The organism is Rubrivivax soli, assembly GCF_049810355.1.
In the GTDB taxonomy this organism is placed as follows: Bacteria; Pseudomonadota; Gammaproteobacteria; order Burkholderiales; family Burkholderiaceae_C; genus Rubrivivax.
This window is the reverse complement of the sequence record NZ_CP187368.1, coordinates 2,907,250-2,919,517: the sequence shown is the minus strand read 5'-3', so window position 1 is coordinate 2,919,517 and position 12,268 is coordinate 2,907,250. Positions and strand designations below refer to the sequence as shown.

The 12,268-nt window shown below is 73.5% G+C and carries 8 protein-coding genes; 2 read left to right on the top strand and 6 right to left on the bottom strand.

Annotated elements, in window-relative coordinates:
• Window positions 1-24: 24 nt before the first annotated feature.
• Window positions 25-1,002 carry a TerC family protein gene (locus ACPOLB_RS13190; protein ID WP_425261826.1) on the bottom strand — a complete coding sequence of 326 codons (978 nt, stop codon included), beginning with the start codon at window positions 1,000-1,002 and terminating at the stop codon, window positions 25-27.
• A 348-nt stretch (window positions 1,003-1,350) separates the two neighbouring features.
• On the opposite strand from ACPOLB_RS13190, the gene ACPOLB_RS13185 reads away from it, so the two are divergent.
• Complete coding sequence (locus tag ACPOLB_RS13185) at window positions 1,351-4,056, top strand: hypothetical protein (RefSeq protein WP_425261825.1); 2,706 nt, start codon at window positions 1,351-1,353, stop codon at window positions 4,054-4,056.
• Window positions 4,057-4,099: 43 nt separating this feature from the next.
• Here ACPOLB_RS13185 and fusA read toward each other — a convergent pair whose 3' ends face one another.
• Window positions 4,100-6,160 carry an elongation factor G gene (fusA, locus tag ACPOLB_RS13180; RefSeq protein WP_425261824.1) on the bottom strand — a complete coding sequence of 687 codons (2,061 nt, stop codon included), beginning with the start codon at window positions 6,158-6,160 and terminating at the stop codon, window positions 4,100-4,102.
• Between the two features lie 152 nt (window positions 6,161-6,312).
• Here fusA and ACPOLB_RS13175 point away from each other — a divergent pair, with 152 nt between their 5' ends.
• Complete coding sequence (locus ACPOLB_RS13175; protein WP_425261823.1) at window positions 6,313-7,503, top strand: MFS transporter; 1,191 nt, start codon at window positions 6,313-6,315, stop codon at window positions 7,501-7,503.
• A gap of 31 nt (window positions 7,504-7,534) precedes the next feature.
• Here ACPOLB_RS13175 and ACPOLB_RS13170 read toward each other — a convergent pair whose 3' ends face one another.
• From ACPOLB_RS13170 to ACPOLB_RS13155, 4 genes are read right to left on the bottom strand one after another with little or no spacing between them, the layout of a single operon-like run.
• The gene (locus ACPOLB_RS13170) at window positions 7,535-8,743 is read right to left on the bottom strand and encodes an ABC transporter permease (protein ID WP_425261822.1); all 1,209 of its coding nucleotides are present in this window, start codon (window positions 8,741-8,743) and stop codon (window positions 7,535-7,537) included.
• On the bottom strand, window positions 8,743-9,498 hold the full coding sequence (locus ACPOLB_RS13165) for an ABC transporter ATP-binding protein (RefSeq protein ID WP_425261821.1): 756 nt from the start codon (window positions 9,496-9,498) through the stop codon (window positions 8,743-8,745). Before ACPOLB_RS13165 ends, ACPOLB_RS13170 begins: the two co-directional genes overlap by 1 nt.
• Window positions 9,495-10,808 (bottom strand): efflux RND transporter periplasmic adaptor subunit, encoded by a 1,314-nt coding sequence (locus ACPOLB_RS13160; protein ID WP_425261820.1) that lies wholly within the window; start codon window positions 10,806-10,808, stop codon window positions 9,495-9,497. The genes ACPOLB_RS13165 and ACPOLB_RS13160 overlap by 4 nt, the downstream gene beginning before the upstream one ends.
• The gene (locus tag ACPOLB_RS13155) at window positions 10,805-12,253 is read right to left on the bottom strand and encodes an efflux transporter outer membrane subunit (protein ID WP_425261819.1); all 1,449 of its coding nucleotides are present in this window, start codon (window positions 12,251-12,253) and stop codon (window positions 10,805-10,807) included. Before ACPOLB_RS13155 ends, ACPOLB_RS13160 begins: the two co-directional genes overlap by 4 nt.
• Window positions 12,254-12,268 lie beyond the last annotated feature (15 nt).

The following is a 12,268-nucleotide window of genomic DNA, read 5'->3' as shown; positions in this document are numbered from 1 at the left end:
AGCCGGCCGCCGCCGGCCGCCTGCTCAATGCGCCGGCGTGTCTGCCGCCTTGCTGCGGATGCGGGGCGCCGTCTTCACGCTCCACACCATCGTGATGCCCAGCACGGCCACCACCACGCCCAGCGAGATCGCCACCGGGATCTTGAAGACGTCGATCAGCAGCATCTTGGTGCCGATGAACACCAGCACCACCGCCAGGCCGTAGCTGAGCAGGTGGAACTTGGCGGCCACCGCGGCGAGCAGGAAGTACATCGCGCGCAGGCCCAGGATCGCGAACACGTTGGAGGTGAGCACGATGAACGGGTCGGAGGTGATGGCGAAGATCGCCGGGATCGAGTCGACCGCGAAGATCACGTCGGTCAGGCCCACCAGCGCGATCACCAGCAGCAGGGGCGTCGCCAGCTTCTTCCCGTTCTCGACGGTGAAGAACTTCTCGCCGTCGAAGTGCTTGCTGACGGGCATCACGCGGCGCAGCAGCTTCAGCGCCGGGTTGCTCTCGAGGTCGGGTTCCTGGCCCGCGGCCCACCACATCTTGATGCCGGTGACGACCAGGAAGGCGCCGAACAGGTACAGCACCCAGTGGAACTCGGCGATCAGCCACGAGCCGACCAGGATCATCACCGTGCGCAGCACGATGGCGCCGACGATGCCGATCATCAGCACGCGCTTCTGGAACTCCGGCGGCACCGCGAAGTACGTGAAGATCATCAGGAAGACGAAGATGTTGTCCACCGCCAGGCTCTTCTCGATGAGGTAGCCGGTCAGGAACTCCAGGCTGCGCGCGGTGGCCACGGCCTCGCCGTGCTCCTGCTTCACCGCCCACCAGAACAGCGCGTTGAAGGCGAAGCTGAGCATCACCCAGACGATCGACCAGTTCAGCGCCTCCTTCACGGAGACGCTGTGCGCGCCCTGCTTGCGCAGCACGACGAAGTCGACGAAGAGCGCGACCAGCACGGACGCGATGAAGAAGACCCACAGCCAGGTCGGCGCGATGGTGTCCATGGACACTCCCAGAGATAGAGGTTGAGGTGCTCGCGCCGAAAGGTCTTGCGCGGGCCGTGGTGGCCCGTGCGGTCCCGGGAACCGGCGGGCCTGGCGGCCGTGGTTCCGTATTGACGGGATGCCGCGGCCACTGGCGTGGCCGGCTACTCCCCTCTCGACGGCCGCGAGTGTAGGGACTTTCCACACAGCCCCGCGTCTGGAGGGGCGATGTGCGCCGTGGCGCCGCTAGACTGCGCGCCCAGAGAGCGATGCGGGGCAGGGATGGCGGTGCCGAGGGGGTGCCGCGCCCCGACGAGAACGACGATGTTCGAACACATGCTGAGGGGGGCGGTCCGGGCGGCCGCATGCGTGGCTGCCCGCGTTGGTGCCGTTGCGCTGGTGGCCGTGCTGGCCGCGTGCGGGGGCGGTGGGGGCGGCGGCGGCGGGTCCGATTTCCGCGTCACGCTCGACCGCAGCAGCCTGCGCTTCGACATGACCCAGGGCATCCGGCCCGAGACGCAGCAGATCACGGCCACGGCCACCGGCACGCTGCCCAGCACGCTGTTCGTGGGCGCCGTGGTCGAGGGCCAGGGCATCGACCCGGTGATCCCCACGGGCATCAGCGGCAACCAGGCGGTCTTCAACTTCCTGCCGCGGCTGGACCTGACCCCCGGCACCTACACCGGCCGCGTGCTGCTGTCGGCCTGCTCGGACAGCGCCTGCAACAACAAGATCGGCGGCACGCCCATCGCGGTGGGCTACACGGTGGTGGTGGTCGCCAGCCTGCAGGTGGCGCCGCAGCGCGTCGACCAGTTCGTCGTCGGCGGCACCGGCACCAGCGCCCGCGTGCAGGTGCAGCTGCCCACGGGGGCCAGCACCGTCACGGCGCGTGTGACCAACCCCGCGCCCTGGCTCGAGATCGGCACCTTCGCTGCCGGCGAGGTGCCCCTGAGCTTCAAGCCCTGGCGCGCCGGGACCTACAGCACCACGCTGGAGCTGACGTCGGGCAGCGAGACGGCCCTGGTGCCTGTGAGCTACAGCGTGGACCTGCCGCCGGGCGGCGAGACCGACTTCGCGGCTTCGGCCGACAACCTGACCTTCGCCACGTCCGAGAACGCCAGCAGCGCGGTGCAGACCCTGGCGCTGACGCCGCCGAGCTGGGCGCCCGGCAGCGTGCTGCCCACCGTCACCGTCGACTACGGCGGCGGCCCCACCGGCTGGCTGCAGGTCACGCCGCGCAGCAGCGCGGTGGACGTGCAGGCCAATGCCGCCACGGCAGCGCTGCCGCAGGGCAGCTACACGGCCGCGCTGGTGCTGACGCCGCCGCAGCCGGCCACGCCGCTGCGCATCCCGGTGGCGCTGACCGTCGGCCCGGGACTGGTGGCGCCGGCCCCGCGCGACGTCGTGCTGACCGCCGAGACCGCCGCCACCGCGCTGCAGGGCAGCATCCCTGTGGACGCCGCGGGCGGCGCGCCGCAGACCTGGACCGCCACCAGCAGCGAACCCTGGCTGCAGCTCACGCAGGCCAGCGGCAGCACCGGCCAGAACCTCGCCTGGCGGGTCGACGCGGCCGCCGTCGCCGCCATGGCCAACTTCAGCGACGCCACGGCCACCATCACCATCCGCTCCGGGCTGGCGCACGTGAGTCCGGTGACGAGCTCGGTGCGCATCGACAAGCGCCTGCCCGAGGTGCAGCACCTCGGGCCCTACCTCGTGGTCAGCGGCCGCACGACCACGCTGCAGGTGCGCGGGCGCGGCTTCGACGGCATCGCCAACCTGGGCGCGCGGCTGCAGGCCGCCGGCATCGGCGCCGGCACGGCCACGCGGGTGAGCGACACCGAACTGCGCCTGGACGTGGCGCCCGCCGCCGCCGGCAGCGCCCGCATCATCACCACCAACGCGCTGGGCGAAGCCCTGGGCGGCGCCACGCTGCAGGTGGTGGCGCCGCAGACCTTCGCCTACGCCGCCGTGCCCACCGGCGGCATCAAGCGCGCAGTGGTCTACGACGCGCAGCGCCGCAGCGTCTACGCCGTCAACGTCGAGAACGAGGCGCTCAACCGCTTCCGCTTCGACGGCAGCAGCTGGGTGCTCGACGCCACGTCGGTGCCGGCCATCCTGGACGCCGGCCTGTCCCCCGACGGCAGTGCGCTGCTGGTCAGCGCCACGCCCGGCACGCTGCGCCTGCTGGACCCCGCCACGCTGGCCACCACCTTCACGCTGGCGGTGCCCGACGGGCTGGCGCGCAACCTCACGTATGTGGGCCACGGCATCTCCACCACCAGCGACGGCCGCTCCTGGCTGCCGCTGGGCAGCACCGGCTGGAACGAGCTGGGCTACTTCGACCATGCCACGCGCACGCTGCAGCCGCGCCCGAGCCAGCCCGGCCTGAGCACCTCGTTCTACGGCGGGCCCTGGACGATGATGCCCCGCGACGGCAGCCGCATGCTGGTGGTGCAGAGCGGCAGCATCTCGCCGTCGCCGCCGGCGCTGGTGTACGACACCAGCAGCGGCCTGCTCGCCGACAACGGTGTCGGGCTCACCTTCACGTACGAAGTGAGCTTCAGCGACGACGGCAGCCGCGTGCTGATGGACAGCTACGAGGTGCGCGACCGCAGCTTCGGCCTCGTCGGCCGCCTGGGCACGGGCATCGAGACCGGCTGGAGCATCCTGCACAGCATCCTCTCGCCCGACGGCCGCCGCGTCTACGCGCTGGCGCTGGCCGACAACGTGCCGGCCGACGGCCCCACGACGCTGCTGCCGCGCATCTACGTGTACGACAGCAGCACCAGCGACCCCGTCACCAGCCAGCTGCCGGTGGTGGGCATGTTCGAGCTGCAGCACTTCCCCTCGTGCCGCCGCTACGACTACGTGCTGTGCCCGCTGACGCGGCCGCGCATGACGACGGCGCCCGACGGCCACACGCTGTTCCTGGCCGGCAACCAGCACCTGGTGGTGGCGCCGGTGCCGGCCGAGCTGCGCACCGTCGGCAGCGCCGCGGCGCGACGGGCCCAGGCCCAGCGTCGCGCGCCGGTGGTGCAGGCCTGGCCCGCGGCGGCGGGCGCGCTGAAGCGCTGAAGCACGCAGGCGCGGGTGCCCCGGCGCCCGCGCGGGCAGTGCGTCAGTCGTCGTCGCGCACCTGGTGTTCGCCCACCAGCTGCGCCTGCACCGACGGCGGCACCGCCTCGTAGTGCGAGAGCTCGATGGTGTAGCGGCCCTGGCCGCTGGTCATCGCGTTCAGCCGCGACTGGTAGCTCGCCAGCTCCGACATCGGCACCTGGCCGCGCACGATCATCTGCCCGGCCGCGCCGTTGGCGGTGCCGCTGACGAGCCCGCGGCGCGCCGAGAGGTCGCCGGTGATGTCGCCCATGGCGCCGTCGGGGGCGGTGATCTCCACGTGCACGATGGGCTCCAGCACGATCGGCCGCGCCTCGCGCATCGCCGTCAGGAAGGCCTTGCGGCCGGCCGTGACGAAGGCGATCTCCTTGCTGTCCACGCTGTGGTGCTTGCCGTCGTGCACGACCACGCGCACGTCCACCACCGGGTAGCCAGCGATGGCGCCGCTGGCCAGCACCTCGCGCACGCCCTTCTCGACCGCGGGAATGAACTGGCCCGGGATGGTGCCGCCCTTGACGGCATCGACGAACTCGAAGCCGCCGCCGCGCGGCAGCGGCTCGATGCGCAGGAAGACCTCGCCGAACTGGCCGGCCCCGCCGGTCTGCTTCTTGTGCCGGTGGTGGCCTTCGGCGGGTGCCGTGACCGTCTCGCGGTAGGCGATGCGCGGCGGCGCGGTCTGCACCTCGAACTTGTAGGTCTCGCGCATGCGCTCCAGCAGCACCCGCAGGTGCAGCTCGCCCAGGCCGTAGACCACGGTCTCGTTGGTGGCGCCCACGTGCTCGACGCGCAGGCACGGGTCCTCGTCGACCAGCTTGGCCAGGATCTCCCACAGCCGCTGCTCGTCGCCGTGGCGCTTCGGGCCGATGGCCAGGCCGTGCACCGGCACCGGCAGGTCCAGCGGCGCGAGGTGGATGTGGTCGTCCTCGGCGGCGTCGTGCAGCACGGCGTCGAAGTGCAGCTCGTCGATCTTCGCCACCGCGACGATGTCGCCGGGCACGGCCTGCGCCACCTCGACGTGGTCCTTGCCCTGCAGCAGGTACAGGTGCGCCACCTTGAAGGGCTTGCGGCCGTCGCCCACGTAGAGCAGGCCGTTCTGCCGCACCGTGCCCTGGTGCACGCGGAACACCCCCATCTTGCCCACGTAGGGGTCCACCGTGATCTTGAACACGTGCGCCAGCACGTGCTGCGCCGGGTCGGGCACCGCGTGCATCGGTTCGGCCGCGGCGCCTTCGCCGCGCAGGAAGTCGGGCGGGTTGGCCTCCTGGGGGTTGGGCAGCAGCTGCACGACGATGTCCAGCAGCTCGGCGACGCCGGCACCGCTGCGCGCCGAGACGAAGCACACCGGGATCAGGTGCCCTTCGCGCAGCGCCTGCTCCAGCGGTGCATGCAGCGCTCGCGGGTCGACGTCGCCGTCGTTCAGGTAGCGCTCGACCAGGTCGCCGTCGACCTCGACCACCTGCTCCACCAGCGCGCGGTGCGCGGCATCGACGCTGCCGAAGTCGCTGTGGCCGTCGCGGTTGAAGAAGCAGTCGACGACCTGGCTGGCGCCGGCGTCGGGCAGGTTCACCGGCAGGCACTCGCGCCCGAACGTGGCCTGGATCTGCGCCAGCAGCGCGGGCAGGTCCACGCCCGGGGCGTCGATCTTGTTCACGATGACGAGCCGGTCGAGGTGCCGCGCCGCGGCCTGGTCCATCATGCGCACGGCCATCGGCTCGATGCCGGTGGCGGCGTTGATCACGACGGCCGCCGTCTCCACCGCCTCCAGCGCCGGCAGGCTCTGGCCGAGGAAGTCGGCGCCGCCGGGCGTGTCGATCAGGTGGATGCGCGTGCCGGCGTGGTGCAGGTGCAGCACGCTGGACTGCAGCGAGTGCCCCATGCGGCGCTCCAGCGCGTCGTGGTCGCTGACGGTGCTGCCGCGCTCCACGCTGCCTGCCGCGCCGAACATGCCGGCCCGGTGCAGCAGGGCCTCGGCGAGGCTGGTCTTGCCGCCGGCCGAGGCGCCCACCAGCGCCAGGGTCCGGATCGAGGTGGTGCCCGCGAGGGCACCCGGGGCTGGGCTTGGCATGCCGGTTCTCCTTCAACGTGTGCCGGTGCGGGCAACGTAACGCAGCGGGGCGGGGGAGGGCGTGAGGCAGATTAAGGGATCGCGCCGGCCTGCACAACCGGGCGCGCCCCGGGGCGCTGCCGCGGCGCGGCTGGGCTAAGGTGCGGCGTCCGATGCCTCCCACCCCTGACGCCCCCGCTGCCGCCCTCGCCCCCCGGCGCCTGTTGCCGGTCCTCGTGCTGGCCCAGCTGGCCGGCACCGCGCCGTGGTTCGCGGTCAACGCCGTGATGCCCGACCTGCAGCGCGCCTTCGGCTGGCCGGTGGAGGCAGTGGGTGCGCTGACCTCGGCGGTGCAGCTGGGTTTCATCGCCGGGGCGCTGGTGTTCGCGCTCTCGGGCATCACCGACCGCTTCTCGGCGCGGCGGGTGTTCCTGGTGGCCGCGCTGGCCGGCGCCGGCTGCACGCTGGCCGGCATGGCGATGGCGGCGTCCTACCCGGCGCTGCTGTTCTGGCGGGTGCTGACCGGCGTGTGCCTGGCCGGCATCTACCCGGTGGGCATGAAGATCGCGGCGCTGTGGTTCCCGCGCGGGCTGGGCGCGGCGCTGGGCCTGCTGATCGCCGCGCTGGTGCTGGGCAGTGCCAGCCCGCACGCGCTGCGCGCGCTGGCCGCCGACAGTTCCTGGACGCTGGTGTTCCAGGGCGTGGCGCTGGCCTCGGCCGCGGCCGGCGTGCTGCTGTTCCTGGCCGTGCCCGAGCCGCCGCGGCGCCCGGCGCATGCCGGCATCGCGCCGCTGCGCGCGCTCTGGACGGCGGCGCGCGACCGCCGCGTGCGCGGCTCGGTGCTGGGCTACTTCGGCCACATGTGGGAGCTGTACACGATGTGGGTGCTGGTGCCGCTGGTGCTGGCCACGCGCCTGGCCGGGCCGGCGCTGTCGTGGACGGCCTTCTGCGTGCTGGGCGCGGGCGCCGTGGGCTGCGCCGCGGGCGGCTGGCTGGTGCGCCAGCATGGCAGCGCGCGTGTGGCCGCGGTGCAGCTGGCCACCAGCGGCCTGTGCTGCCTGGCCGCGCCGCTGATGCTGGTGGCGCCGGCGCCGCTGTTCTACGGCTGGTTGCTGCTGTGGGGCACCACGGTCTCGGGCGACTCGCCGCAGTTCTCGGCGCTGACCGCGGCCAACGCGCCGCCGGCGCTGGTGGGCAGCGTGCTGACGCTCGCCAACAGCGTGGGCTTTGCCATCAGCATCGCCAGCATCCAGCTCTTCGTGGCGCTGGCCGGGCAGTGGCCGCTGGCCTGGGTGCTGCCGGGGCTGGCGCTGGGGCCGCTGCTGGGGCTGTGGGCGCTGCGGCCGCTGCTGGCGGCGCGCTGAGCGGCGCGCCCTTGCGGCGCACTCGCGCCGCTCACTCGTGCCGCAGCGCCTCGATCGGGTCCAGCCGCGCCGCGCGCCGGGCCGGGAAGTAGCCGAAGACCACGCCGATGGCGGCCGCGAACGCGAACGACAGCAGATTGATGCCGGGATCGAACACGTAGGGCACGCCCATCACGCTGGTCAGCGCCAGCGATGCCGCGGTGGCGATGACGATGCCGACGAGCCCGCCCAGCGCCGCCAGCACCACGGCCTCGATCAGGAACTGCAGCAGCACCTCGTGCCCGAGCGCGCCGATGGCCAGCCGGATGCCGATCTCGCGCGTGCGCTCGGTGACGCTGACCAGCATGATGTTCATGATGCCGATGCCGCCCACCAGCAGGCTGACCGCGGCCACCGCGCCCAGCAGCATCGTCATCACCTGCGTCGTGCTCGACAGCGTCTCGGCCAGCTGCTTGGTGTCGAGCACGTTGAAGTTGTTCTCGTCGCTCTCGGCGAGCTTGCGGCGCTCGCGCAGCAGCCGCGCCAGGTCGGCCTTCACGCGCTCGGTGTCGACGCCGTCGTCCATCGACACCAGCAGCGTGCCCACGTTCAGGTTGCCGGTCAGGCGCCGCTGCACGGTGGCGATCGGCATCACGACCACGTCGTCCTGGTCGTTGCCCATCGCCGCCTGGCCTTTGCTCTGCAGCAGGCCCACCACCTCGCAGCTGATGTTGCGCAGGCGCAGCCGCGCGCCCACCGGGTCCTGCGTGCCGAAGAGCTCGCGCCGCACGGTGGCGCCCACCACGCAGACGGCGGCACCCGCGCGCAGTTCGGTCTCTTCGAACAGGCGGCCCGCGGCCAGCGTCCAGTTGTTGGTGGTGAAGTAGGCGTTGGTGCTGCCGTAGACCACGGTCGACCAGTTGCGCGCGCCGAACACCGCCACCGCGCCGGTGGCGGCCTGCGGGGCCACGGCCCGCACGCCGGCCACCTGCAGTGCGATGGCCTCGGCGTCGGCCTGGCGGAACGGCGGCGAGCCCGCGCTGTCGCGGCCCGGGCCCATGCGCTGGCCCGGGCGCACCATCAGCAGGTTGGTGCCCAGGCTGGTGATCTGGTCGGACACCGCCTGCGTCGCGCCCCGGCCCACGGTGACCATCGTGATGACGGCGGCCACCCCGATCACGATGCCCAGGATGGTGAGGAACGAGCGCAGCAGGTTGCGGCGGATCTCGCGCAGCGCCAGGCCCAGCGTGTTCCACCACATCAGGCGGGCTCCTTCGCGCCGCGTGCTGCGGGCGGCACGGCTGTCTGCAGGTGGTCGCTCTCGATCAGGCCGTCGACGAAGCGCACCACGCGGTGCGCGTAGGCCGCCATGTCGGGCTCGTGCGTGACCATCAGCACGGTGATGCCGCGGTCGCGGTTCAGCGCCGCCAGCAGCTCCATGATCTCGCGGCCGCGCTGCGTGTCGAGGTTGCCCGTGGGCTCGTCGGCCAGCAGCACGGTGGGGTTGGTGACCAGCGCCCGGGCGATGGCCACACGCTGCTGCTGCCCGCCCGACAGCTCGGCCGGCGTGTGGCTCTCGCGGCCGGCCAGGCCCACGGCCGCCAGCGCGGCCAGCGCTGCGGCGCGGCGCGCACCCTTGGCTTCACCGCGGTACAGCAGCGGCAGCTCGACGTTCTCCAGCGCGCTGGTGCGCGGCAGCAGGTTGAAGCCCTGGAACACGAAACCCAGGTGCGCCCGGCGCAGCAGCGCGCGCTGGTCGCGGTCGAGGCGCTGCACGGCCACACCGCGGAACAGGTAGGCACCGGCGCTGGGCGTGTCGAGGCAGCCCAGGATGTTCATCGCGGTGGACTTGCCCGAGCCGCTGGGGCCCATGATGGCGACGAACTCGCCGTCGGCGATGTCGAGGTCCACGCCGCGCAGCGCCTGCACCTCGGCCGAGCCCTGGCCGTAGACCCGCGTGACGCCGCGCAGGCGGATCAGCGGCGCCGCCGGCGCCGAGGCGGTCGCTGCACTCACGGCTTGCCGCCTGCGCTCTGGCCGACGACGACGGCCATGCCGGGCTGCAGTTCGGCGCTGGTGACCTCGGTCATGCGGCCGTCGCTGACGCCAGGCGTCACCGCCACCGCGCGCGGCACGGCGCCCGGGCCGGCGTCCAGCACCCAGACCTGCCGCACCCGCGCGGTGTCGGTGCCGGCGCTGCGTGTGCGCGTGCCGCCGGGCGGGCGCGGGATCATGCTCGACACGATGTTGCCGCTCTTCGGCGCTGACGCTGCCGCGCCGGTGCCCGGCGTGTAGCGCAGCGCGGCGTTGGGCACCAGCAGCGTGTCCTGGCGCTGCACGGTGGTGATGGTGGCGGTGGCGGTCATGCCGGGGCGCAACGAGAGGTCGTCGTTGTTGACGCTGAGGTCCGACAGGTAGGTGACGACGTTGTCCTTGGTGGTGGAGCCGAAGCCCACGCGCACGATCTGCGCCGGGTAGCGCCGCGTCGGGTAGGCGCTGACGGTGAAGCTGGCGCTCTGGCCGGTCTTCACCTGGCCGACGTCGGCTTCGTCGACGTTGACCTGCAGCTTCATCTTCGCCAGGTCCTCGGCCAGCGTGAACAGCGTCACCGCCTGCAGCGACGCCGCCACCGCGTTGCCGGGTTCGACCGAACGCGAGAGCACGACGCCGTCGATCGGCGATCGGATCGTCGCCTTCGCCAGGTTGGTCTCGTTGCTGCTGAGCGTGGCGCGGGCCTGCGCGACGTTGGCTTCGGCGCTGGCGACGTTGGCCTCGCCGCGTGCTGCCGCGGCTTCGGCGGCCGCCATCTCGCTGCCCGACGGCACCTGGCCGCCGCTGCGCTGGAACACGTCGCGCAGCCGCGCCAGCGTGTCGCGTGCCTCCACGGCGCTGGCACGGGCCTGTGCCAGCGCGGCCTGCGTTGCCGCGAGCGCGGCGCGCGAGCCGGTGACCTGGTCGCGCAACCGCGCGTCGTCCAGCGCCACCAGCACCTGGCCCTTCTTCACGCGGTCGTTGACGTCGACGTAGACCCGCGCGACCGTGCCCGAGAGCTCGCTGCCGATGGCCACCTGCGTCGTCGGCTGCAGCGTGCCGCTGGCGGTGACGGTGACGGTCAGCGCGCCGCGGGCCACGGTCTGCGTCTGGTACTGCGGCGCGGCGGCGGCCTCGCGCTGGCCCAGCCACCACCACGTGCCGGCGCCACCTGCTGCGAGCAGCACCGCGGCGGCCCACACGCTGCGGCGGCGCCACCACGGGCGGGGTTGTCCGGCGGGGCCGAGCAAGGCCTGCAGGGCGGCGTCTTGCGGTGGGTCGGCGGGCGTGTTCATCGCGGGGTGTTGGTGGATGTGTCGGTGGGTTCGTCGGGGTTCCAGCCGCCGCCCAGCGCCTTCACCAGGCGCACGTGGGCGGTGGCCAGCGCGGTGCTGGTGCCGGCGACGCTGTCCTCGGCCGACAGCAGCGTGCGCTGGCTCTGCAGCACGCTGGTGAAGTCGACGAGGCCGCTGCGGTAGCGCTGATCGGCCAGCGTGGCCGCGGTCTGCGCCGAGGCCGCGGCGGCCTGCTGCGCGGCGAGCTGCTCGCGGGCGGCGCGCAGGCCGACGAGCGCGTCTTCCACTTCCTGCAGCGCGGCCAGCACGGTGGCGCGCCAGGCCACGGCGGCTTCGTCGCGCGCGGCTTCCTGGCTCTGCACCTGGGCGCGCAGCCGGCCGCCGTCGAACAGCGGCAGGTTCACGCCGGCCAGCAGCGACGCCGCGCCGGCGCCGCTGCCCAGCGCGCTCAGGCGCAGCGCGTTCAGCCCGATCGAGCCGCTGAGCGACAGGCTGGGCAGGCGCGCCGCATCGGCTTCGTCCACCCGCGCGGCGGCGGCCTGCAGCCGGCGTTCGGCGGCCTGCACGTCGGGGCGCTGGCGCAGCACTTCGGCGGGGATGGCCAGCGCCAGCGCCGGCGGCGCGGCCGGCAGCGGCACCGGCGTGGCCAGCTGGGCCTGCAGCGCGCCCGGGGCCTGCCCGGTCAGCACGGCCAGCGCGTGCATGGACTGCGCGGCGCTGCCGGCCAAGGCAGGCAGCTGGGCGCGGGTCTGTTCGACGGCGGTGCGCGCCTGGGCCACGTCGAGCTGCGTCACCAGACCGGCCTCGTGGCGCCACTGCACGATCTGCAGTGTCTGCTGCTGGCTGGCGAGGTTGCGTTCGGCAATCGCCGTGCGCGCCTGCGTGCCGCGCAGTTCCAGCAGCGTCAGTGCCACCTCGGCGGCGACGCTGACGCGCGTGTGCGCCAGCGTGAGCGCGCTCGCGGCCAGCGTGGCGTCGGCGGCGCGCACGCCGGCGGCACCGGCGCCCCACAGGTCGGCCTCCCAGCCGGCGTCGAGGCCCGCGCTCCAGCGCTGCGTGCGCGGGCTGCCCTCGTTGGCGCTGGCCTGCGCCGAGCCGCTGGCGTTCATCGTGGGTGCGAGCTGCGCGCCGGCCAGTGCACGGGCGGCGCGCGCCTGGCGCAGCCTGGCCTGTGCCGTGGTGATGTCGGTCTGCTGCTGCAGCGCTGCCTGCACCAGCGGCGCCATCTGCGGGTCGCCGAACTGCGACCACCAGGCGGCCAGGTCGCTGGGCGTCGTGGCGGGCACGGCCGCGCCGGTCCAGGCCGACGGCGTCGGGTCGGCCGGCGCCGCGGCCGGGGCCTGCTGCAGCGAGGCGCAGCCGCCGGCCAGCAGCGCCAGCGCGAGCAGCGCCAGGCGCGCCGCTCCGCGAGGCGTCGGCGGGGCGAAACGAGATGTTGCTTGCACACCGGGTTTGTACCC

Coding starts and splice junctions, on each gene's coding strand:
- fusA (WP_425261824.1), bottom strand. CDS start 6,160: ATGCCAAGCCCAGCCCCGGGTGCCCTCGCGGGCACCACCTCGATCCGG.
- ACPOLB_RS13190 (WP_425261826.1), bottom strand. CDS start 1,002: ATGGACACCATCGCGCCGACCTGGCTGTGGGTCTTCTTCATCGCGTCC.
- ACPOLB_RS13175 (WP_425261823.1), top strand. CDS start 6,313: ATGCCTCCCACCCCTGACGCCCCCGCTGCCGCCCTCGCCCCCCGGCGC.
- ACPOLB_RS13160 (WP_425261820.1), bottom strand. CDS start 10,808: ATGAACACGCCCGCCGACCCACCGCAAGACGCCGCCCTGCAGGCCTTG.
- ACPOLB_RS13170 (WP_425261822.1), bottom strand. CDS start 8,743: ATGTGGTGGAACACGCTGGGCCTGGCGCTGCGCGAGATCCGCCGCAAC.